Genomic DNA, 20,987 nt, shown 5'->3' on the forward strand with positions numbered 1-20,987 from the left:
AGGAGACCAGATGCCGCTGACACCCGCGGATGTGCGGAACAAGCAGTTCAGTACCACCCGGCTCCGGCCGGGCTACGACGAAGAGGAGGTCGACGCGTTCCTCGACGAAGTCGAGGCCGAGCTCGACCGGCTCATCCAGGAGAACGAGGAGCTGCGCGCCAAGCTGGCCGAGTGCCTTCGCGGCAAGGTGCCGGCGATGGCCGCTCCGATCGTCGAGCCCAAGCCGGAGATCGCGCATCTGCCTGAGCCGCCCAAGCCGCCGGAGCCCAAACTCGAGCCCGAGCCGATGATGGGCGGTCTCGGCATGCCCCCCGCCCCGCAGCAGGCGCCTCCGCCGCCTCCGCCGATGGCCACGCCCGGCGAGGACAACATGGACACCGCCGCGCGCGTGCTCGCCCTGGCCCAACAGACCGCCGACCAGGCGATCGCCGACGCCCGTCGCGAGGCCGACGAGACGCTGGGGCGTGCCCGGCGCGAGGCCGAGGAGATCCTCGGCAAGGCCCGCCGGCAGTCCGAGCAGATCGTCAGCGAGGCCCGCGCCCGCGCCGAGTCGCTCGAGCGCGACGCGCAGGAGCGCCACCGCCAGGCCATGGGCTCCCTCGTCCAGCAGCGCGAGGAGCTGGAGCGCATGGTCGACGACCTGAACGCGTTCGAGCGCGAATACCGCAGCCGTCTCAAGGCGTATCTCGAGGGTCAGCTGCGCGAGCTGGAGGCCGGCAGTCACGCCGGGCCGTTCGGACCGGGCAACACGGGCCCGCAGCCGGCGCAGCCCGCCGTCCCCCCTCCGCCGCCGCACCCCGAGGTGCCGCGCAACGGGCAGCCGAGCGTCGGACCGGGCAACACCGGAGCGAACCCCTTCCCGCAGCCGCCGCAGGGCGAGCCGCAGCACGCTCAGCACGGGGCCACCGGGAGCTTTCACACCGCCGACAATCCGCACGACCGGCGCTGAGTGAATCTAGCCGGTTGGAGGCGGCCGAACCGGCCGAAGTTGCGCTAGCGTGGCTGCGCACCTCCGGTACGACGGTCGGTAGAGGGAGACCTGTGTGATCATCCTGAGTGGCGTGCTCGTCGTCCTGGCGATCGCTCTTCTAGTGACGGGCATCGTCACGGGTAACACCGGGCATGAGATTCTCGGTCTTGACGGGCTGAAGCTGATCTACATCTCCATCGGGATCAGCATCGTCTCCGCCCTCTTCCTCGCCGTCGGCGTGTTCCTGCGCCGCAAGGAGCTGTTCGGCACCGCCCCGGCGAACGCCAAGACGTCCGCCGGCCGGACGACCGCCAGGCCGGTCAAGGCCAAGGCACGAGTCGGAGCGGGAGAGGACGCCCCGCTTGTCCCGGCGACGTCCGCGTCCCCGGCCGACGTGCCCGCCGAGACGACCGTCTGGATCGTCCCGGGGCGCAAGAGGTACCACCTGGAGACCTGCCGCCAGCTCGCGGGGCGCGACAAGGAGGAGCTCACCTTCGTCGAGGCGCGCGAGGAAGGGTTCACCGCCTGCACCGCGTGCCTGCCCGACACGGCGCTCGCCGCGCGTGCCGCCCTCACCGACATCGAGCCGGCCGACGACCGGCCCGCAGAGGAGCGCACGGCCACGGCGACCGACACCAGGCCGCAGCGCGCGGCCCTCGATCCGGTCGAGGTGACCCGGTTCGACATCCCCGTCACGCGGGATGCGCCCGCCGAGGAGCGAGAGGCCCTCACGGCCGACGCGGCCACGGCCGGCGAGAGCACGGCGACCGAGCCGTCGGCGACGGACGCCCACGACGCCGCCGAGACCACGACCGTCGAGCCGGCCGAGCAGCCCGGCGCCGTCCCCACGGCCGATGCCTCCGAGTCGCTCGTCGAGCGATCGAGGCGGCGCGGCCGGTCGCTGTTCGAGCCCGTGGAGCGCACCGAGAGCCGGGAGCGTACGGAGAGCGACACCGCTGCGACGGACGCCACCGCGACGGACGAGCGGGCCGACGAGGTCATCGCCGCCGAGCCTGAGCCGGAGCACGCCGAGCCCGAGTCCGCGAAGGCCGAGACGGCGTCCCCGGACGCCGATGAGCGGGACGACGTCGAGTCCGACACGGTCCAGGCCGAGGATGAGCCCGAGGCGGCCGAGCCGCAGGACGATCTGCACGCCGACGAGACGGATGCCGCGGAAGCGGACGCGTCGCCGCGTGAGACCACCGAGCCCGCCGACTCCGAGCGCGAGGCCGCCAGCTCCGAGGACGCGTCGTCGGACGCCGAGGCGCCGGATGCCGATGCCCAGGCGCGGGACACCCAGGCTCCGGACACCGAGGCCGACGAGACCGCGACGGCCGGATCCGAGCCCGAGGCGGCCCCGTCGGACGAGGACGCCGAGGACGCCGAGGACATCGAGGACGACGAGGCCGCGACCGAGCCGGCGCCGGAGGACACCGCGGACGACCGGCCCACCGAGGCCGCAGAGGCCGCCGAGTCGTCGGCGGACGCCACCGCCGAGACGGCCGGTGAGAAGCCCGCAGAGCCCGCGGACGAGGCCGATGACACGGAGTCCGCAGCCGGCCCGACCGTACGCATCCTGAGCGGCACCAAGCGCTACCACCGGCCGGACTGCGCACTGATCGAGGACATCGCCGACGACGCCGACGACCTCGAGAGCCTGCCGCGGGAGGAGGCGCGGGAGCGCGGCTGCACTCCCTGCCTGGTCTGCCAGCCCGACGACGACTGACCCGACGCCGTCGGTCCTGCGCGGGCCCGCCGGGCATCCGTAGGTCCGCTGGATCTCCGCGGGTCCTCCACGGGTCCGCCGAATGTCAGTCGGCCCCGGGTCCGGTGAAGCCCTCAGGTTGGTTCCAGCGACGCGCGGTTCCTGTGACAGGTCGGCCGTTCCGACGGTGTCGCCTTCACCGGCCTGCCATGCCTTGACGGTGCCGCCGGCCCTCCGCCGTCCTCCATGTGGCCGTCGGATCTCAGTCGGCGCCGGGTTCGGCGAAAGCCCTCGGGGCGCGTCCGGTGGCGCGGGGCGGGACGAACGGGTGTTTCCGATCAGGTCGCGACATGGCCGGAAGCGGCCGACCGGTCCGCAGCCGACGGGGGTTCACGGACGTGCGTGTGGCCGGGCCGGAACATGACGGACGCGGCCACGTCCGGTTCTCAGGCGGGACCGGACGTGCGGTACGGAACGAACGGCCTCAGCGGGATCGCCGCTGACGGCGGAGCTCTCGCTGCTGGTCCCGGAACTCGCGGTGGACCTCGCGCTGCTTCTCCCGGAATTCCCTGTGCAGGTGCCGCTGGCGCTCGTGGAAGTCACGGTGGTCGAATGCCGCAGCGCCCGTGCTCTCGCCCGACGCCGCGCGCTTGACGTCGACCCCGCCGAGCAACGCCATCCCCGTGAGCCGGATGACCGGGGCGTCCGGTCCGACGGTGTCGTCGGACGGCAGCTGGCAGCCGCCGAGGATGGATGCCACCGAGCTGAGCACCCGCACGCCCGGCGGAACGGTGATCGAGACGCCGCCGAGGATGGCCGAGACGTTGATGGTGACCTCGCGCTGGGCCAGCACGGCCTGGCGGAGGTCGAGTTCGACTCCGCCGAACACGGCGACGACGTTGGTCTGCGGCTCGACCAGCCAGCGTCCCTTCCGCTCGGCGCCACTGAAGATCGCCACGATGTTGGGGGAGCCCGCCTGCGGGGCCGGCAGGTCGTCGCGGACCGTGGCCGCGGGAGCGGTGCCCCCTGTCGCCGGGAGGTCCGCCACGATCGGCGCCAGCTCGGCATAGGTCTTCGCCTGGTACACCGCGTCGAGACGCTCGGCGTGCTCATCCGGCGTGAGACGGCCCTCGGCGAGCGCCTCGCGCAACTGGTCGGCGATCCGGTCCCGGTCGGCGTCCGAGGCGCGCATGCGCCCGGGGTCGGCCTCAACGGACTTGTCGGGAAGGTCCACGCCAGTATCATTCCGCACCCGCCCGGTGAGGACCAGCCGCCCCACGGTCAGAAGCTGCCGCCGGGGCCCGGCGGGCCGGAGGAATCCGCCACACCGGACCGACACCGACGCGTGGGCGTCTCAACGGATCAGGCGGTGCAGCTCCCGGCGCGGCTCAGCAGGCGAAGATCATCTGTGGACGCTGGAAGGCTGGATCCTCCCGCGCCGCCCCACCGTCCCGGGGCGTGTTGTGCGTCGATCGATCCTCAACCCATGTTCGCGGTGTTGACGGGCTGCAACTCGGGACGCTTGGCAGTGCGGCCGTCGCCGGAGGAGCGGCCCTGGAGGCGGCGGAGGATCCACGGACCCAGGAAGGTGCCGGCCCAGGTGAGCTCGACCGCCGTGCGTCGCCAGATCGGCATGGGCGGGAGTGGTGGAAGGGGATCGGCCCAGCTCGGATCGGCGCCGGGGAGCTCCAGGGCATACGCGACGGCCGCGGCGATGCGGGCGTGACCGAGTGGGGTCGCGTGGATGCGGTCATCGCTCCACAGGCGCGGATCCGTGGTGACCGGGTGGTGGAACGTATCGACCAGGGTGGCGCCGTGGTGTTCGGCCATGGCACGAATGCGGTCGTTGAAGTCGAGGACCCTGGGACGTAGGTGGCGTACCAGCGGCGCGATCTTGGCGACGTCGGGAAAGGTGAAGGTGGCCACGGTCGCGCCGGAGGCCGTGAACGCCTTCAGCATGGCCTCCAGGTCGGCTGCCACCGCGGCGGGGTCGAAGCCGGGACGGACCAGGTCGTTCATGCCCGCCATGACGGTGATCAGGTCGGGGTTCAGGGCGAGGGCGGCTTCGGTCTGTTCGGCCCTGATCCGAGCAGCCAGGCGGCCTCGGACCGCGAGGTTGGCGTACCGGAAGTCCGGATGTTGATCGGCGAGGATCTCGGCCAGGCGATCGGCCCAGCCCCGGTAACCGGTCTTCTCGGTGCCGTCGTTCAGGCCCTCGGTCTGGCTGTCGCCCACCGCGACATAGCGCTGGTACGGCATGGTCACTCCGTGGGGATTCTGGTGCGCTGATCGAGGATGACCAAGGCCTCGCGGGTCCAGCGGACGTTCTCGTGTTCGAACGCCAGTCCGCGCAGCAGGGTCAGATACGGGCCGATGCGGGCGGCCTGCGTGAGGTGCTCCTCCTCGGTGCGGCCGTCCAGGAGGCGTGCGCGGAGGTGTTCGAAGCGGGCGATCTTGGCTTCGGCCCAGCTCATGCGTTCGCGGAGGGCGTTCTTCACGGCTTCGGCGTCGCCCGCGTCGACCGCCTGCACCTGCACCATGAGTTCGTCGCGGATCGCGCCGGGGCGCGGGGGCGCGGCGGTGAACTCGTGCAGTGCGCGGCGGCCGGCCTCGGTGAGGGAGAACAGCCGCTTGTCAGGACGGCGCTCCTGGTGAACGACCCGGCCCTGGATCAGGCCATCGGCCGCCATCTTGTCCAGCTCCCGGTAGAGCTGCTGGGGAGTGGCCATCCAGAAGTTGGCCACCGACGCATCGAAGGTCTTGGCCAGGTCGTACCCGGATGCCTCACCCTCCAGAAGCACGGCCAAGACGGCATTGCGCAATGACATGCCCTGAACATAGCTGCGATGTAGTCATATGCGCGAATAGTCAACTAGGTGATTATTGCCACGAGTGGCACCCCTGGACCGTGCGGGCCCGCGTCGTTAGCGTCACCCGCGCCTGGTCAACGAATTGAGTAGAGGTGATCCGGACATGCATTCCTTCCGGCGGGCCGTGGAGAACGGAGACCTGGCGGCGGCCGAGGCCGTGGGCGCGGAGTTCGACCGCATCCAGCGTGAGGCGCAGACCACTCAGTAAGCATGGTGGCGTGGCCTCTGACGGGTGACGGGTAACCGGTGATATTTTACTCCCCATGGCTTTGGCGGGTGGTTCGCTGCGGCGGATGAGTCTGCGCGATCAGGCACTCTCAGTGCTGAGAGAGGCGCTGGTCACAGGTGACCTGGCGCCGGGCGAGGTGTATTCGGCGGCGTCGTTGGCGACGGGATTCGGGGTGTCCACGAGTCCGGTGCGTGAGGCGATGCTCGCGCTGGTCGATGAGGGGCTGCTCGAGGCGCTGCCCAACCGGGGATTCCGGGTGGTGTCGTTCACCGAGCAGGACTTCGCCGAGATCTTCGAGCTGCGCATGATGCTCGAGGTTCCCGGGGTGGGCCGGGCCGCCGAGCTGGGCGTGGGGGACCGCGTGGAGCGGCTGTCGCAGCTCGTCGACCTCATCGAGAAGACGGCCGAGGAACGCGACCTGGCCGGCAACCTCCAGGCCGATCGCGACTTCCACATCCTCCTGCTGGAGGCGACCGGTAACCGGCGACTGGTCGACTCCGTGGCGGTCCTGCGTGACCAGACGCGCCTGCACAACCTGCGCTCCCTCACCGCGGACGGCGACCTGGCCGACTCCGCAGCCGAACATCGGCCGTTGCTGGACGCGGTCCTGCGGGGCGACCGCACGCTCGCCGAAAAGCTGATGCGCCGGCACCTGTCGCATATCCCGGGGGACTGGTCGAAGCGCGGCCCGGACGCCTGAGGTCTCGCGGGCCGCTCACCAACCGCACGTAAGCAGACTTCCCGAAGGAGCAGTGGTCGTCCATGAGCGTTCTGTCGTCGATCGGCGGTCCCGCGGACCTCAACGGGCTCAGCGCGGCAGAGCTGGACCGGCTCGCCGCCGAGATCCGTGAGTTCTTGATCGACGCGGTGTCCCGTACGGGCGGCCACCTGGGTCCGAACCTCGGCGTCGTGGAGCTGACCATCGCCCTGCACCGGGTGTACGACTCTCCGGCCGACCGCATCATCTTCGACGTCGGTCACCAGGCGTACGTGCACAAACTGCTGACCGGGCGGCAGGACTTCGCGCGCCTACGGCAGGAAGGCGGGCTTTCCGGCTATCCGAGCCGGGCCGAGTCCCCGCACGATGTGGTTGAGAACCAGCATGCCTCCACCGCCCTCAGCTGGGCGGACGGGCTGGCCAAGGCGCACCGACTCAACGGTCAGGGTGATCGGCACGTCGTCGCGGTGATCGGGGACGGCGCCCTGACCGGCGGAATGGCCTGGGAGGCGCTGAACAACATCGCCGCCGACCCGTCGTTGCCGCTGGTGATCGTCGTCAACGACAACGGGCACTCGTACTCACCGACGATCGGCGGCCTGGCCACCCACCTGGCGGCGTTGCGCACTACCGACGGCTATGAACGGTTCCTGCGACTCACCCGGGACGTCCTCGGACGCACCCCTGTGATCGGGCGCCCGTTGTACGACGCTCTGCACGGCGCCAAGAAGGGGCTCAAGGACTTCGTCGCGCCGCAGGGAATGTTCGAAGACCTGGGCCTGAAGTACGTCGGCCCGGTCGACGGTCACGACCGGGCGGCGGTGGAGCAGGCGCTGCACTGGGCCAAACGATTCTCCGGCCCGGTCATCGTCCACTGCATCACCGAGAAGGGCCGCGGATATCCACTGGCCGAGCAGGCGGACGAGCGGTTCCACCAGGTCAAGGTGATCGACCCGGACACCGGAGTGCCGCTGCGTGTGGCCGGGGAGGACTGGACCTCGGTGTTCGCCGGGGAACTGGTGCGGATCGGTGCCGAACGATCGAACGTGGTGGCGATCACAGCCGCGATGCTGCGGTCGACCGGGCTGGAACCGTTCGCCCGGCGCTACCCCGACCGGGTGTTCGACGTGGGCATCGCCGAGCAGCACGCCGCCGCCTCCGCGGCCGGACTCGCCCTGGGCGGGCTGCATCCGGTCGTCGCGGTGTACGCCACATTCCTGAACCGTTGTTTCGATCAGTTGCTGATGGACGTGGCCCTGCACCGGTGCGGGGTGACGTTCGTCCTGGACCGGGCGGGTATCACCGGGGACGACGGTGCCTCTCACAACGGCGTGTGGGACATGTCCCTCCTCCAGGTCGTGCCGGGGCTGCGGATCGCGGCCCCCCGGGACGGCGAACGCCTGCGGGAACAGTTGCGCGAGGCGACGGCGGTGGAGGACACGCCGACGGTGGTGCGCTTTCCGAAGGGACCCGTCGGCGCACCGGTCCCGGCCGTCGGGCGAATCGGCGGCATGGACGTGCTTCGGGGAACCACCGCGACGGCGACCGGCGGTACCGACCCGGAGACCGACGTACTGATCGTGTCCGTCGGCGCGCTGGCTCCGCTGTGCCTGGAGGTCGCCGATCGCCTCGCCGGCGACGGCATCACCGCGACGGTCGTCGATCCGCGCTGGGTCAAGCCGGTCGATGACACGCTGCCCGGCCTCGCCGCCCGGCATCGCATGGTGCTGACGGTGGAGGACGGAGTACGGGCCGGCGGCGTCGGCTCCGCCATCGCGCAGGCCCTGCGCGACGCGGGGGTCGACGTTCCGATGCGTGACCTCGGCGTGCCGGCGGAATTCCTCGACCACGCCGCGCGCGATCGGGTGCTCGCCCGCGTCGGCCTGACCGCAGCCGACATCGTCCGCCAGGTCGAGAAAACCCTCACCCGGCTTTCGCGACTGCCACAGGACGCGCCGTCCACTCTTCGCTGACTCTGCGTAAAGCACGTCCAGCAGGTCGATCACGCCCCGTCGGAGGGTGATCTCAACCCGCCCGGATTCCCCTCCACTAGGTTGGGGTCATGAGTGGCAGCACTCCTTTGGGCGAGTTCCTCAGAGCACGGCGCGAAGCCCTCAAGCCGCAGGACGTGGGCCTGCCGGAGTACGGGCGCAGGCGGGTGCCGGGGTTGCGCCGCGAGGAGGTCGCCATGCTCGCGGGCGTGAGCTCCGACTACTACATGCGCCTGGAACAGGGCCGGGAGACCAGCCCATCGCCCCAGGTGATCGATGCGGTCGCTGCCGCCCTCCACCTCGACGACGAGGCACTCGACCATCTGCGCAGACTTACCCGGGCGTCCCAGGCGCGCCGCAGCGTTCCCGCCGGTCACGACCGGATCAGCCCCCAGCTTCTGCAACTGCTCGACAGCTGGCCCGACACCCCCGCCTTCGTCCTGGGACCTGCCTTGGACGTTCTGGCGCACAACGCGCTCGCTGCGGCCCTGCACAGCGGATTCCAGCAGTTCGACAACCTGGCCGGCATGATCTTCCTGGACCCGGCCGGGCGTACCTTCTACCAGGACTGGGACAAGGCCGCGAACTCCTGCGTGGCCGAACTGCGCGCGGCGTACGGGTACGACCCCGATTCCCCGCGGATCACCGAAGTCGTCGACGCGCTCGATGCGAAGAGCCCGGAATTCGCCGAGCTGTGGGGGCGGCACGAGGTGAGGGGCAAGACTCAGCAGGCGAAGAACCTCGCTCACCCAGAGGTCGGCGCTCTGGAGATCCGATTCTCGGCTTTCACGGTCAACGGCGCCCCGCATCAGCAGCTGGTCGTCTACCAGGCCGAGCCGGCCAGTGCCACCGCGGCTGCCTTCGCCGAACTCCGTTCCCGCGCCGCCCGAGGGGAACCCGCGCAGGTGGTGCCGGAAGAATCCGGCCGGGCTCTCAGCGACCTGCAAGCCGCGCCGTCGGCATCCCGTTCCCGGCGCTAGTGCCTGGAAGGAACAGCCCCGACAAGAATTCCGCGTGACCTGTCAGCCGCGCGACCGGATGCCTCCCTGCCGGGGGCGCTCGTCGCCTTCGTGGTAGAGCACCAGGTGCTCGTGGAAGAGAACGCCGTCGCGGATGTCGCCGGTGGCGGTAAAACCGGTGTCGTCGACGTAGTCGATGTGGTTGCCGGTGACGGTGTAGCGGCCGGTATAGGCACTCTGACGAGTTCCGCGGGCCTCGTCGTAGCGGCCGTTCGGCAGCAGTTCCTGGCGGATGAATCCGTCCGCGGTCACCCACATCCCGACGTACGGGTGAGGGGCGCGGGGCGTGTCGTTGCTGGTCATGGCTCCATGGTCAGCCCGGCGGACGGTGGCAACCAGGCCGCCGTCTCCCCAGGTGCGGGCTTCCTGGGGGCGGCGCACCCACCGTCGCGAGCGCTGCTGTAACTGCCGAGCGTCTCCTGCACGTCCTGATCCTGGGTGCGCGACACCTGGGAGAACGGCGGCCTGGTTGCCGTAGCGGGAGCGGCTCGAGGCTGGAAGCCGAGCAGCACCGACGCCCCCGACAGCCCACCACCACCCTCTCCGACGTACGGAAAGAAGACCCTTATGAACGTCAACGACACCACCAGCGCCGCCGTCCTCGAACAGCTCCGGCGCCGCCCCGCCGATCAACGGCGCATCCTGTTCACCGGCGCGACCATCGTCACCATGGACCCCGACCTCGGCGTCATCGACCACGGCGACCTCCTCGTCGAGGGCGGCGCCATCACCGCCGTCGGCCCCGACCTCAGCGGGGGCGACGCCGTGGTCGTCGATGCCACCGGCGCCATCCTCACCCCCGGCTTCGTCGACGCCCACCGGCACGCCTGGGAGGCCCAGCTGCGCCGGATCATGCCGGACGTCGACGACCTCGGCGGCTACGTCATGTCCACTCTGGCCGGCTACGCCACGGTCTACCGGCCCGAGGACATGTACATCGGCACCAGGCTGGCCGCCCTGACCGCGATTGACAGCGGCATCACGACCATGCTCGACTTCTCCCACAACTCCCGCACCCGCGCGCACTCCGACGCCGCCATCGAGGCCCTCCGCGACACCGGCATCCGCGGCGTACACGCCTCCATGGGCCCGCACTTCGGCGACTGGGACCGGCAGTGGCCCGGCGACCTGACCCGCATCACGGACCAGTACTTCAGCAGCGACGATCAGTTGCTGACCCTGCGCCTTGCGACGCTCGCCACCGATGAGATCGCAGGTCCTGCTCTCGCGTACGGTTCTGAACTCGCCCGCTTCGCGAAGGACTTGGGTATCGGGGTGAGTGTGGACGCCGTCTTCGGCACGTCCTCCTCCGAGGCAATTCTGCGCTGGGCCAAGGACGGCATCCTCAGCCCCGACACCACCCTCATCCATGCCACCGGACTGACCCCGGAGGCATGGAAGGCGATGGGGGAGACCGGCACCACCGTGGCGCTAGCCCCCACCTCCGACGCACAGATCGGCCTGGAGAGCGCGATCCCCGCCGTCGACGAGGCCCTGTCCGTCGGCATCCGCCCCGGACTGAGCATCGACGTCGAAGTCGCCCTCGCCAGCGACATGTTCACGCAGATGCGGGCCCTGCACGCCATCCAGCGGATGCGCGCCGTCAACGCCGGCTACGGCACCGACCAGCAGCCCCACCGCATCACCACCCACGACGTCCTGGACTTCGCCACCCTCCAGGGCGCCCGCACCAACGGCCTGGCCGCCGTCACCGGCTCACTCACCCCGGGCAAGAAGGCCGACCTCCTGGTCATCCAGGCCGAGGACCTCAACAACATGCCGCTCAACGACCCGATCGGCACCGTCGTGCTGGGCTCCGACGCCCGCAACATCAGCGCCGTCTTCATCAATGGCGAGCCCCGCAAGTGGAACGGCCACGTCCTCGACGTCGACCTGCCCGCCCTGCGTGGCGAGGTCCACGCCTCGCGCGAGTACGTGCTGAACACCCCGACTGCCTGAGTATCGCCCTACATCGTCCCACCGCCAGTCCTCCCCGGCCGGGGGACCCACTGCCCCGGCGGTGCCATCGGCCGATCGTGTCGCGCGCGAACGCACGGTCTCGGCGTCCGGCGGATCAGGTGGAGTGGCGCTGATCCGCCGGGGCGCACGGAGGGTCAGGCGGAGCGGCGCAGCCAGAAGGTGAGACGCAGCTCCTCGTCCTGGACGGGGGTCAGGTCCGCGTCCGGCTCGCCGTCCTGCCAGGTGCTCGCGAGCACCTCGCCGGCCACCTCGTCGCCGTGCTCGCGCAGCGCCGCCGCGAGCTCGGCGTCGCTGGTGCGCCACCACAGGTCGATCCGGTCGCTGATGTCCAGGCCGGTGTTCTTGCGGGCCTCCTGGACCAGGCGGATCACCTCGCGGACCAGCCCGGCGCGACGCAGCTCCGGCGTGACGGTCAGGTCCAGCGCCACCGTCTCCCCGGCGGCGCTCTCCACCGCCCAGCCGCTGCGCGGCCGCTCGGTGACGATGACGTCGTCCGGCGTCAGCTCCACCTTGCCGACCTCGTCGGCCTCGACGGTGACCGAGCCGGAGTCGCGCAGGGCGTGGACGAGCCCCGCCGGTTCGGCGGCGGTGACGGCCGCCGCGACCTTCGGGGTCTGCTTGGCGAAGCGCTTGCCCAGCTCGCGGAAGTTGGGCTTGACCTGGTACTCGACGAGCTCGCCGCCGATCGAGGCGAGCGTGTCGAAGCCCTGGACGTTCAGCTCATCGGCGATCTGGGCGCGCAGTTCGTCGGGGAGCGACGCCCAGCCAGCGGCGCCGACGAGGGCCCGGCCGAGCGGCTGGCGGGTGCGGACGCCCGACGCGGCCCGGGCGGACCGGCCCAGTTCCACGAGGCGCCGGACGAGCGCCATCCGGTCGGACAGCTCGGCGTCGAGGAGCGTCTCGTTCACCTCCGGCCAGGTCGCCAGGTGCACCGAATCCGGGTCGCCGTCGCGCCGCAGGACGTCCCAGACGTAGTCGGTGACGAACGGCGCGATCGGCGCCATGAGTCGCGTCAGCGTCTCCAGGCACTCGTACAGGGTCGCGAAGGCCGCGGCGTTCTCGCCGGACGCCTCGGGCCCCTCCCAGAAGCGGCGGCGGGAGCGGCGGACGTACCAGTTGGACAGGTCGTCGATGAACTCCGCGAGGCGACGGCCGGCGGCCGCCGTGTCGAAGCCCTCGAGCGCCGTGTCGACCTCACGGACCGTACGGTGCAGCTCGGCCAGCACCCAGCGGTCGAGCAGGGGCCGGTCGGCGTGCGCGGGCGCGGGCGTGTCCGGGGTCCACCCGGAGGCGTTCGCGTACAGCGCGAAGAACGACGCGGTGTTCCAGTAGGTCAGGAGGATCTTGCGGACGATCTCCTCGAGCGGGGCGTCGCCGACGCGGCGGGCGGCCCACGGCTGGCCGGCCGCGGCCATGTACCAGCGCAGGGCGTCGGCGCCGTGCTTGTCCATGAGCGGGATCGGCTCAAGGACGTTGCCGAGGTGCTTGCTCATCTTCCGGCCGTCGTCGGCGAGGATGTGGCCGAGGCAGACGACGTTCTCGTACGACGAGCGGTCGAAGACGAGCGTGCCGACGGCCATCAGCGAGTAGAACCAGCCGCGGGTCTGGTCGATGGCCTCGCAGATGTACTGCGCCGGGTAGGACGCCTCGAACGTCTCCTGCTGCCGGTGCGGCGCGCCCCACTGGGCGAACGGCATGGAGCCGGAGTCGTACCAGGCGTCGATCACGTCGGGGACGCGGCGGGCCTCCTTGCCGCAGTCCGGGCAGGCGAAGACGACGTCGTCGACGTACGGGCGGTGCGGGTCGAGCGCGCTCAGGTCCTGCCCGGCGAGCTCACCGAGCTCCTTGAGGGAGCCGACGCAGGTGGCATGGTCGTCCTCGCACAGCCAGAGCGGCAGCGGCGTGCCCCAGTAGCGGCTGCGCGACAGCGACCAGTCGACGTTGTTGCGGAGCCACTCGCCGTACCGGCCCTCCTTGATCGTGGCGGGGAACCAGTTGGTGCGCTCGTTCTCCTCCAGGAGCCGGTCCTTGATCGCCGTGGTCTTGATGTACCAGGCGGGCAGCGCGTAGTAGAGCAGCGGCGTGTGGCACCGCCAGCAGTGCGGGTAGCTGTGCTCGTAGCGCTCCGAGCGGAACAGCAGGCCGCGCTCTTTCAGGTCCTCGGTGAGGCGCTGGTCGGCCTCCTTGAAGAACACGCCGCCGACGAGCGGCACCGACAGGTCGAACTTCCCGTCCGGGTTGATCGGGTTCACGACGGGCATGCCGGCCGCCCGGGTGGCCGCGAAGTCGTCGGCGCCGAAGGCGGGCGCCAGGTGGACCAGGCCGGTGCCGTCCTCGGTGGTGACGAAGTCGGCGGCCAGCACGCGGTGCGCGTCGGGGATCTCGACGAGGTCGAACGGCCGCCGGTACGACGTGCCGACGAGGTCGGCGCCGGCGACGCGGGAGACGATGTGCCAGCCCTCGCCGAGGACCCGGGCGAACAGCGGCTCGGCCACCACCACGCGACCGGGCTCGCCGGAGCGGGCGGCGACGACGTACGTCACGTCCGGGTGGACGGCGATCGCGGTGTTGGACACCAGCGTCCAGGGCGTGGTCGTCCAGACCAGGAGGTCGGTGCCTTCGAGCGGGCCGTCGGTGATCGGGAACCGGACGGTCACGGAGGGGTCGACGACGGTTTCGTAGCCGCCGGGCTGGCCGAGCTCGTGGTCGGACAGGGGAGTGCCGCAGCGCGGGCAGTACGGGCTGATGCGGTGGTCGCGGACCAGCAGGCCCTTGTCGAAGATCGTCTTGAGGGACCACCAGACGGCCTCGACGTAGTCGGGGTCCATCGTGCGGTAGGCCTGCGCGAGGTCCACCCAGTAGCCCATGCGCTCGGTCATCGCCTCGAAGGCGTCGACGTGGCGCAGCACCGACTCGCGGCAGCGCGCGTTGAACTCCGCGACGCCGTACGACTCGATGTCGCGCTTGCCGGAGATGCCGAGCTCTTTCTCCACGGCCACCTCGACGGGCAGGCCGTGACAGTCCCACCCGGCCTTGCGGCGGACGCTGTAGCCCTTCATCGTCTTGAACCGCGGGAACATGTCCTTGAACACGCGCGCCTCGACGTGGTGCACGCCGGGCATGCCGTTGGCGGTCGGCGGTCCTTCGTAGAAGACCCACTGCGGCCCGGCCTCGGTCTGGTCGAGGGACCGCTGGAAGACCTTGCCCTGCCGCCAGCGGGCCAGGACGTCCCGCTCCAGCGCGGGAAGGTCGACCTGCGCGGGGAGGGTACGCAGCCTGCCGCGCCCCGTCTCGGGCGTGGCCTGCGGCTTGTCGGGCATTTCGGGTGCACCTCCGGCGTCACGAACCTGTACGTGGAAACCGGAGGGACGAGGTGGCTAAACCCCGCGGTACCACCCTCCTTGGCCGCTCCGGGAAGAAGGAACGACCCGCTCATTACGGTCGGCTGCCGGATCTACTGGGCCTGCTGGCCGTTCCGCCGACGGCTCAGGGGTGATCAGACCGCCGGGCACGCCCCCGGTCTCGCACCGTCTCCGGGTCGCTCAAGGCTGCGTACGGCGGCAGGTGTCCCCATCAACGCCTTGCCGATAGCGACGATAACGCACCAGGGCACGTGACTTCTTCCCGTTAACGGAGCGGAGGCGGGCAGGAGGGGGTTTCGGACAGAGCGCGTCGGTCAAGAACGGGCAATGACACGCCAAGGGAACTAGACGCTCTGGTGGCGTAATGGGCGATATGCGGAGTGTGACAACCCCTGGTCATTTGCCGTCTGGCGAACCGCGACCTATGCTGCCCGCACTGCCGAAAAACATGATCAGCGCGAGGGGGCCCATATGGACGGTACCACTGGTGCGGGAGATAAGAATCGCACAGCCGAGGCGCCCCGCACATCGCGCACCGGGCCGCGTCACCGGTCGGCCAAGGCTCAGCAGATCTCCACGGCCACCGCGCAACGGCTTCCGGTCCGCGAGGGGGAGGACCTGTGGACCAGTGCGGAGCTGTCCGAGGTCCGTGGCCGGTTGCAGGCGGAGACGGGGGAGCTGACCGCCGAGATCGCGACGGCGGAGTCGCAGATCGCCGAGCGCATCAACGACGCCGCTGAGGGGGCCGGCGACGATCAGGCCGACGCCGGCGCCAAGACGTTCGAGCGTGAGCAGGCGATGGCGCTGACTTACAACGCCCGTGACCTGCTCGCCCAGAACGAACGCGCGATCATCCGGATCGATCAGGGCACCTACGGGGTGTGCGAGTCGTGCGGTCAGGCGATCGGTAAGGCGCGCCTGCAGGCGTTTCCGCGTGCGACCCTATGTGTGAGATGCAAACAGCGCGAGGAGCGTCGCTGAGCGACGCCATGAACCCAGAGCAGGAAGCCGCCGAACGACCGCGGCGCATCGGCGTGCTCGTCGCCGTCGCGGCGGCCGCCCTCGCCGCCGACGCGATCAGCAAGGTCATCGTCGTGGCGACGCTGCAGGACCGGCCGCCCGTCGAGCTGATCAACGGGCTGCTGACGTTGCGGGTGCTCCGTAACAGCGGTGCCGCCTTCAACATCGGCATCGGCATGACCTACGTCTTCACCGTGATCGCCACCGGCGTCGTCGTGGCGATCCTTCGGTACGCCCGGCGGCTGCGCAGCCTGCCGTGGGCCGTCACCCTCGGTCTCCTGCTCGGCGGGGCGCTGGGCAATCTGGCCGACCGCCTGCTGCGGTCCCCGGGTCCGCTGCGCGGGCACGTCGTCGACTGGATCGAGCTGCCGCACTGGCCCGTGTTCAACCTCGCCGACTCGGCGATCGTCTGCGGCGGGGCCCTGGCCGTGGTGCTGGCCTCGCGCGGGCTGCAGGTGGACGGCACCGTCTACCGCGACGAGAAGAAGGACGCGCGGGCCGGGCGTGACTCCGAGACCGGCGAGGGCGGCGCCTCGGCGGCGGACGGGTCAGGCCCTGACGCGCTCGCCTCCGGCACGACGAAGCCGGACGCGCCTGCCGAGCGCGCCTTCGGCACGACGAAGGCCGCCGGCGGAGCGAACGACGAGGGCGAGCGACCCAGCGGTCCGGCCGGCTCCGGCGGCGAAGACGACGCCGACGGCGGTCGCCTGGACGCCGAGAGCGCCTCCGACGGCGTCACCACCTCCGACGGCACCACCGCTTCGGGTGACGCCGTGACCGAGGGTGGCGCGCCGAAGGACAACGGCCGCGCGGCCGACGGGAGTTCCGTTCGGGACGCGAAGCACTGATGAGCGAGCATCGCAGCCTCCCCGTGCCCGACGGCCTGGAGGGAGAGCGCCTCGACGCTGCCCTGGCCCGGCTCTTCGGACTGTCGCGCAGCCGCGCGGCCGAGGTCATCGCGGCCGGTGACGTCCTCGTCGACGGGCATACCGCCGCCAAGTCCGACCGCATGCAGGCGGGCACCTGGCTCGAGGTGACCCTGCCCGCGCCGCCGGCCGCCCCGGCCCCGAAGGCGGAGCCGGTCCCGGGCATGACCATCCTGTACGAGGACGCCGACGTCGTCGTCGTCAACAAGCCGATCGGCGTCGCCGCCCATCCCACGACCGGCTGGACGGGCCCGACCGTGCTCGGCGGCCTGCTCGGCGCCGGGCACACGATCGCCACCAGCGGCGCCGCGGAGCGCCAGGGCATCGTGCACCGCCTCGACGCGAACACCACCGGGGCGATGGTGGTCGCCAAGAGTGAGATCGCCTACTCCCGGCTGAAGCGGGCGTTCAAGGACCGGACCGTCGACAAGCGCTACCACGCGCTCGTCCAGGGCCACCCGGACCCGCTGCGCGGCACCATCGACGCGCCGATCGACCGGCACCCCTCCGGCGACGGGCGGTGGGCCGTGGTGGCCGGAGGCCGCCCGTCCGTCACGCACTACGACACGATCGAGGCGTACCGGGCGGCCAGCCTGCTCGACATCAAGCTGGAGACCGGGCGTACCCACCAGATCCGCGTGCACATGTCCGCGGTGCGGCACCCGTGCGTCGGGGACTTCCTCTACGGCGCGGACCCCACCCTGTCCGCCCGGCTCGGGCTGACCCGGCAGTGGCTGCACGCCGTACGCCTCGGGTTCGAGCACCCGACGCAGGGGCACTGGGTGGAGTTCGAGAGCCCGTACCCGGACGACCTCGCGCATGCCCTGGACGTCGTGGCCGGCGAATCCTGAGCCCACCGCGCCGCGACTCCCGTCGCGGAGGCGCGTTCCCGCGCCCCCGGTCAGGGCGCCGCCCGCACCGCGGGTCGGTCGCTGCGGCCGTCGGCCCGGTGGGGACACGACCGTCGCCGAGCGGCGGACGCCCGGCCTGGCACGACCACCGGGCACAGGGGCGTCACCGGGCCGGAGGGTCGGCCGGCGGGATGGGCCAGCCGGCCGCGCCGAGCTCCCGGGAGATCCGGCGGGCGGCCTCCCGCACGGCGCCGGCGACGGTCTCGCCGGGGGGCCATTCGGGTATGGGGACGACCACGCTGATCGCGCCGACGACCGTCCGGTAGCCGTCGAAGATCGGCGCCGCCAGCCCGCACTCGCCGATGACGGCCTCCTCCTGTTCCGTGGCGAGGGCGTCGGCGCGTACGCGGTCGAGCCCTGCGCGGAACTCGGCCGGGTCGGTCACCGTGTCACGGGTCATGCTGCGCAATGGGCCGCCCGCCATGAGCGCCCGGGCCTGATCGGGCGCGTAGGCGAGGATCGCCTTGCCGAGTGCGCTGGCGTGCGCGGGGATGACGATGCCGACCTCCGGCATCTGCCGTGAGCCGTCCGGCCGCGGCTCGTGATGAACGATCATGACCTCGTCAGGGAGCAGCACCGCGGTGCGTACGGCGTGGCCGGTGGTCCGCGCGAGCTCGGCGGCCCAGGTGAGGCTGCGGGAACGCAGCTCCAGCGTGTCGAGGTAGACGTTGCCCAGCTTCAGCACGGCGGGGCCGAGACGGTAGCGGGCGGAGCCCTGCTCCTGCAGCACCAGGCCGTGCGTCTGGAGCGTCTTGATGATGCCGTGAACGGTCGACGGCGCCAGCTCCAGCCGGGCCGCGATCTCGGACAGGCTCAGGTGGCGCTCGGCTTGGAGCACCCCCAGGACCCGGATCGCCCGATCGACGGACTGGATCATCCGCGCCCTCTTCCGGTCGTCGCCCGGCCCGCCTGCCGATCGCACTTTACAACAGCGGGCCGACACCTTACATTCAGGCCATTCGGCATTATCGAATCATTTTCGTATATGTCGAATGACGGGTTCTCCCGGCCGACCTGACGCGTGAAGGAGCAGCCATGCCCGTTCGGCAACTGGTGAACGATCCGGCCGACCTGGTGCCGGAGGCGCTGCGGGGGTTCGCCCGCGCCCATCCGGAACTGGTCCGCTACCACGACGATCCGGCGTTCGTGGTGCGCGCCGGCGTGAGGGACGGCGCGAAGGTCGCCCTCGTATCGGGCGGCGGCTCCGGTCACGAGCCCCTGCACGTCGGCTTCGTCGGAGTGGGCATGCTCGACGCGGCGGTGCCCGGGGCGGTGTTCGCCAGCCCGACCGCGTACCAGATCAAGGCGGCGATCGAGGCCGCCGACAGCGGCCAGGGCGTGCTACTGATCGTGAAGAACTACACCGGCGACGTCCTGAACTTCCAGATCGCCGCCGAGTTGGCCGCCGACGAGGGCATCGAGACGCGGACCGTCCTCGTGGACGACGACCTGGCCACGGACGGGCAGGAGGAGGGCGGCCCGGGACGCCGGGGAACCGCCGCGGTCGTCGCCGTCGAGAAGATCTGCGGCGCCGCGGCCGAGCGCGGAGCCTCCCTGGCCGACCTCGCCGCGCTCGGCGAGCGGGTGACCGGATCGGCGCGCACCCTGGCCCTCGCTCTCGCGTCCTGCACGCAGCCGGGTCAGAGTCGGCCGTCGTTCGACCTGGCCGACGACGAGATCGAGTTCGGTGTGGGCATCCACGGGGAGCACGGGGTGGGCCGCAGGCCGTACGGGCCGGTCCGTGACCTCGTCGGCGAGCTCACCCGCCCGATCGCCAAGGCACTGGAACTCGGCCACGGCGACCCCGTGATCGCCATCGTCAACGGCCTCGGATCGACGCACGACCTGGAGCTGTCGGCGGTCCACGGCGAGCTGACCGCGATCCTGGACGACCTCGGCGTCGCGGTGATCCGGTCGCTCGTGGGCTCCTACGTGACGTCGCTCGACATGCGCGGTTGCTCGATCACGCTGGTACGCGCCGACGACGAACTGGTCGACCTGTGGGACGCGCCGGTCCGTACCCCGGCGCTGAGCTGGTGAGAGACGGGAGCATTGACATGGAGACCACCACCATCGACACCCGGGCCTGGATCGAGCGCTTCATCGCGGAGGTCGAACGCCGCGGCGCCGAGCTCACCGAACTGGACCGCCGGGCCGGCGACGGCGACTACGGCACGAACCTCGGCTCCGCCGTTCGCCGAGCCACGGCCAATCTGGAAACCGGCGTCGCGGACACGCCCGGCGCGGTCTTCACGGCCGTCGCGAACGCCTTCCTCAACACCGGTGGGACCAGCGGCCCGCTGTTCGGCATGTGGTTCCGGGAGTTCGCCAAGGCGCTCGGCCCCGAGATCACCACCGAGGCGCTGAGCGAGGCCGCACGGAACGCCGTGGCCGTCGTCCAGTGGCTCGGCAAGGCGGAGGTCGGGCACAAGACCATGGTGGACGCGATGGTGCCGGCGGCCCGGGTCCTCTCCGAGGCGGCGGAACGGGACGCCGATGTCGCCACCGCGCTCCGCGAGGCGGCGGCGGCCGCCCACGAGGGTGCCGCGTCCACCGAGGACCTGCTCGCCCGGCGCGGCAGGGCCAGTTACGTCGGCGAGCACGCGCGCGGCGTCGTTGACCCCGGCGCGCTGACCATCGCCTGGTTCTTCGACGCGGCGACCGCGTGAACGGAGTCGCGGCGGGCGGGTGACGCCGGTCGGGACGCGACCCGGCCGGCCGCCGGGAGAGCCGGCGGCCGGCCGCGGCCACCGCCGGCCACCGGCGGTCGCCGCCCGGTCCGGCGCCGAGACGTATGGGCGGGTGTTTGCCGGAAGAAGTGTGGTTCGTCCAAGTGGGGACGGGGGATCGGCCGAAACGTTCAGCGCCGGTTGCGCATGGCGGGAAACCCGGCACGATGCACCCCGTGAACGAGATGACGCAGCTCAACCTGGACGGTCGGCGGTTCGCCATGGTGAGCTCGACCGCGAGCCGGGTGGACCCCGACTCGCCCACGCGGTTCCTCTACCAGGAGGCGGACGGCGTGATCTGGGGCAGCTATGACGGTGACACGGTCGCGCACGGCAGGTTCGTCGGAACCCGCCGCCACGACGAGATCGAGCTCAGCTACGTCCACGTGACCAAGGACGGCGGGAGTCCGGTGGCGGGGCGCAGCACGAGCCGTATCGAGCCGCTGCCGGACGGGCGGTTCCGGCTGGTCGAGGAGTTCCAGTTCGACGGGGACGACACGCCCCAGGTCAGCGTGTGCGAGGAACTCCCCGCCTAGTAGGGCGTGTCCGGACGAAGA

The 20,987-nt window shown here is 71.2% G+C and carries 18 protein-coding genes and 1 pseudogene; 12 read left to right on the forward strand and 7 right to left on the reverse strand.

All coding sequences use genetic code 11. The features are described 5' to 3' along the window. Positions 1-10 precede the first annotated feature (10 nt). Together AB0I04_RS03400 and AB0I04_RS03405 are read left to right on the forward strand one after the other, a co-directional pair. The gene (locus tag AB0I04_RS03400; RefSeq protein ID WP_360878219.1) at positions 11-949 is read left to right on the forward strand and encodes a DivIVA domain-containing protein; all 939 of its coding nucleotides are present in this window, start codon (positions 11-13) and stop codon (positions 947-949) included. Positions 950-1,043: 94 nt separating this feature from the next. After that, positions 1,044-2,696 carry a hypothetical protein gene (locus tag AB0I04_RS03405; RefSeq protein WP_360878221.1) on the forward strand — a complete coding sequence of 551 codons (1,653 nt, stop codon included), beginning with the start codon at positions 1,044-1,046 and terminating at the stop codon, positions 2,694-2,696. Positions 2,697-3,324: 628 nt separating this feature from the next. Here AB0I04_RS03405 and AB0I04_RS03410 read toward each other — a convergent pair. From AB0I04_RS03410 to AB0I04_RS03420, 3 genes and pseudogenes are all read right to left on the reverse strand, one after another. Continuing rightward, positions 3,325-3,867 (reverse strand): annotated as a pseudogene (locus AB0I04_RS03410) (DUF1707 domain-containing protein); the annotation flags it as partial. 287 nt (positions 3,868-4,154) lie between these two features. Then, positions 4,155-4,934 carry an SGNH/GDSL hydrolase family protein gene (locus tag AB0I04_RS03415; RefSeq protein WP_360878224.1) on the reverse strand — a complete coding sequence of 260 codons (780 nt, stop codon included), beginning with the start codon at positions 4,932-4,934 and terminating at the stop codon, positions 4,155-4,157. A 2-nt stretch (positions 4,935-4,936) separates the two neighbouring features. Continuing rightward, on the reverse strand, positions 4,937-5,503 hold the full coding sequence (locus tag AB0I04_RS03420) for a PadR family transcriptional regulator (protein WP_360878227.1): 567 nt from the start codon (positions 5,501-5,503) through the stop codon (positions 4,937-4,939). A gap of 305 nt (positions 5,504-5,808) precedes the next feature. Between AB0I04_RS03420 and AB0I04_RS03425 the strand changes: the two genes are divergently transcribed. The 3 genes from AB0I04_RS03425 (at position 5,809) to AB0I04_RS03435 (ending at position 9,463) form a co-directional block, all read left to right on the forward strand. Next, positions 5,809-6,474 (forward strand): GntR family transcriptional regulator, encoded by a 666-nt coding sequence (locus tag AB0I04_RS03425; RefSeq protein WP_360878230.1) that lies wholly within the window; start codon positions 5,809-5,811, stop codon positions 6,472-6,474. A 62-nt stretch (positions 6,475-6,536) separates the two neighbouring features. Then, positions 6,537-8,465, forward strand: coding sequence for a 1-deoxy-D-xylulose-5-phosphate synthase (gene dxs / locus AB0I04_RS03430; protein ID WP_360878232.1), 1,929 nt, complete (start codon positions 6,537-6,539; stop codon positions 8,463-8,465). An 89-nt stretch (positions 8,466-8,554) separates the two neighbouring features. Then, on the forward strand, positions 8,555-9,463 hold the full coding sequence (locus AB0I04_RS03435; RefSeq protein ID WP_360878235.1) for a helix-turn-helix transcriptional regulator: 909 nt from the start codon (positions 8,555-8,557) through the stop codon (positions 9,461-9,463). A 42-nt stretch (positions 9,464-9,505) separates the two neighbouring features. Here the strand turns inward: AB0I04_RS03435 and AB0I04_RS03440 are convergent, their stop codons facing one another. Then, on the reverse strand, positions 9,506-9,805 hold the full coding sequence (locus tag AB0I04_RS03440) for an Atu4866 domain-containing protein (RefSeq protein WP_360878238.1): 300 nt from the start codon (positions 9,803-9,805) through the stop codon (positions 9,506-9,508). Continuing rightward, entirely contained in the window at positions 9,802-10,080 is a 279-nt protein-coding gene (locus AB0I04_RS03445) for a hypothetical protein (RefSeq protein ID WP_360878241.1), read from the reverse strand. Before AB0I04_RS03445 ends, AB0I04_RS03440 begins: the two co-directional genes overlap by 4 nt. Here AB0I04_RS03445 and AB0I04_RS03450 point away from each other — a divergent pair. Beyond that, on the forward strand, positions 10,070-11,461 hold the full coding sequence (locus AB0I04_RS03450) for an amidohydrolase family protein (RefSeq protein ID WP_360878244.1): 1,392 nt from the start codon (positions 10,070-10,072) through the stop codon (positions 11,459-11,461). The genes AB0I04_RS03445 and AB0I04_RS03450 overlap by 11 nt on opposite strands. Before the next feature lie 155 nt (positions 11,462-11,616). Here the strand turns inward: AB0I04_RS03450 and ileS are convergent, their stop codons facing one another. Next, complete coding sequence (ileS, locus tag AB0I04_RS03455) at positions 11,617-14,802, reverse strand: isoleucine--tRNA ligase (protein WP_360878247.1); 3,186 nt, start codon at positions 14,800-14,802, stop codon at positions 11,617-11,619. A gap of 612 nt (positions 14,803-15,414) precedes the next feature. Between ileS and AB0I04_RS03460 the strand changes: the two genes are divergently transcribed. From AB0I04_RS03460 to AB0I04_RS03470, 3 genes are read left to right on the forward strand one after another with little or no spacing between them, the layout of a single operon-like run. Beyond that, positions 15,415-15,825 (forward strand): TraR/DksA C4-type zinc finger protein, encoded by a 411-nt coding sequence (locus AB0I04_RS03460; protein WP_360878814.1) that lies wholly within the window; start codon positions 15,415-15,417, stop codon positions 15,823-15,825. A gap of 8 nt (positions 15,826-15,833) precedes the next feature. Next, entirely contained in the window at positions 15,834-16,712 is an 879-nt protein-coding gene (gene lspA, locus AB0I04_RS03465) for a signal peptidase II (protein ID WP_360878250.1), read from the forward strand. Further along, positions 16,712-17,641 carry an RluA family pseudouridine synthase gene (locus AB0I04_RS03470; RefSeq protein WP_360878252.1) on the forward strand — a complete coding sequence of 310 codons (930 nt, stop codon included), beginning with the start codon at positions 16,712-16,714 and terminating at the stop codon, positions 17,639-17,641. Before lspA ends, AB0I04_RS03470 begins: the two co-directional genes overlap by 1 nt. Positions 17,642-17,804: 163 nt before the next feature. Here the strand turns inward: AB0I04_RS03470 and AB0I04_RS03475 are convergent, their stop codons facing one another. Further along, a complete protein-coding gene (locus tag AB0I04_RS03475) occupies positions 17,805-18,578 on the reverse strand; it encodes an IclR family transcriptional regulator (protein ID WP_360878255.1) in 774 nt (257 codons plus the stop codon). 158 nt (positions 18,579-18,736) lie between these two features. Between AB0I04_RS03475 and AB0I04_RS03480 the strand changes: the two genes are divergently transcribed. The 3 genes from AB0I04_RS03480 to AB0I04_RS03490 all read left to right on the forward strand — a co-directional run bounded on the left by AB0I04_RS03480 (position 18,737) and on the right by AB0I04_RS03490 (position 20,966). After that, positions 18,737-19,741 (forward strand): dihydroxyacetone kinase subunit DhaK, encoded by a 1,005-nt coding sequence (locus tag AB0I04_RS03480; protein WP_360878258.1) that lies wholly within the window; start codon positions 18,737-18,739, stop codon positions 19,739-19,741. A gap of 17 nt (positions 19,742-19,758) precedes the next feature. Beyond that, on the forward strand, positions 19,759-20,370 hold the full coding sequence (gene dhaL / locus AB0I04_RS03485; RefSeq protein WP_360878261.1) for a dihydroxyacetone kinase subunit DhaL: 612 nt from the start codon (positions 19,759-19,761) through the stop codon (positions 20,368-20,370). 245 nt (positions 20,371-20,615) lie between these two features. After that, complete coding sequence (locus AB0I04_RS03490) at positions 20,616-20,966, forward strand: hypothetical protein (protein ID WP_360878817.1); 351 nt, start codon at positions 20,616-20,618, stop codon at positions 20,964-20,966. The last annotated feature ends 21 nt before the right edge of the window (positions 20,967-20,987 follow it).

The organism is Actinoallomurus sp. NPDC050550 (genome assembly GCF_040655075.1).
GTDB lineage: Bacteria > Actinomycetota > Actinomycetes > Streptosporangiales > Streptosporangiaceae > Actinoallomurus.

Bases quoted from the DNA above. Each gene is read 5' to 3' on its own strand.
- AB0I04_RS03400 (WP_360878219.1), top strand. From the start codon at position 11: ATGCCGCTGACACCCGCGGATGTGCGGAACAAGCAGTTCAGTACCACC.
- AB0I04_RS03435 (WP_360878235.1), top strand. From the start codon at position 8,555: ATGAGTGGCAGCACTCCTTTGGGCGAGTTCCTCAGAGCACGGCGCGAA.
- AB0I04_RS03470 (WP_360878252.1), top strand. From the start codon at position 16,712: ATGAGCGAGCATCGCAGCCTCCCCGTGCCCGACGGCCTGGAGGGAGAG.
- AB0I04_RS03480 (WP_360878258.1), top strand. From the start codon at position 18,737: ATGCCCGTTCGGCAACTGGTGAACGATCCGGCCGACCTGGTGCCGGAG.
- dxs (WP_360878232.1), top strand. From the start codon at position 6,537: ATGAGCGTTCTGTCGTCGATCGGCGGTCCCGCGGACCTCAACGGGCTC.
- AB0I04_RS03490 (WP_360878817.1), top strand. From the start codon at position 20,616: ATGACGCAGCTCAACCTGGACGGTCGGCGGTTCGCCATGGTGAGCTCG.
- AB0I04_RS03420 (WP_360878227.1), bottom strand. From the start codon at position 5,503: ATGTCATTGCGCAATGCCGTCTTGGCCGTGCTTCTGGAGGGTGAGGCA.
- AB0I04_RS03475 (WP_360878255.1), bottom strand. From the start codon at position 18,578: ATGATCCAGTCCGTCGATCGGGCGATCCGGGTCCTGGGGGTGCTCCAA.
- AB0I04_RS03450 (WP_360878244.1), top strand. From the start codon at position 10,070: ATGAACGTCAACGACACCACCAGCGCCGCCGTCCTCGAACAGCTCCGG.
- dhaL (WP_360878261.1), top strand. From the start codon at position 19,759: ATGGAGACCACCACCATCGACACCCGGGCCTGGATCGAGCGCTTCATC.
- lspA (WP_360878250.1), top strand. From the start codon at position 15,834: ATGAACCCAGAGCAGGAAGCCGCCGAACGACCGCGGCGCATCGGCGTG.
- AB0I04_RS03415 (WP_360878224.1), bottom strand. From the start codon at position 4,934: ATGCCGTACCAGCGCTATGTCGCGGTGGGCGACAGCCAGACCGAGGGC.
- AB0I04_RS03425 (WP_360878230.1), top strand. From the start codon at position 5,809: ATGGCTTTGGCGGGTGGTTCGCTGCGGCGGATGAGTCTGCGCGATCAG.
- ileS (WP_360878247.1), bottom strand. From the start codon at position 14,802: ATGCCCGACAAGCCGCAGGCCACGCCCGAGACGGGGCGCGGCAGGCTG.
- AB0I04_RS03440 (WP_360878238.1), bottom strand. From the start codon at position 9,805: ATGACCAGCAACGACACGCCCCGCGCCCCTCACCCGTACGTCGGGATG.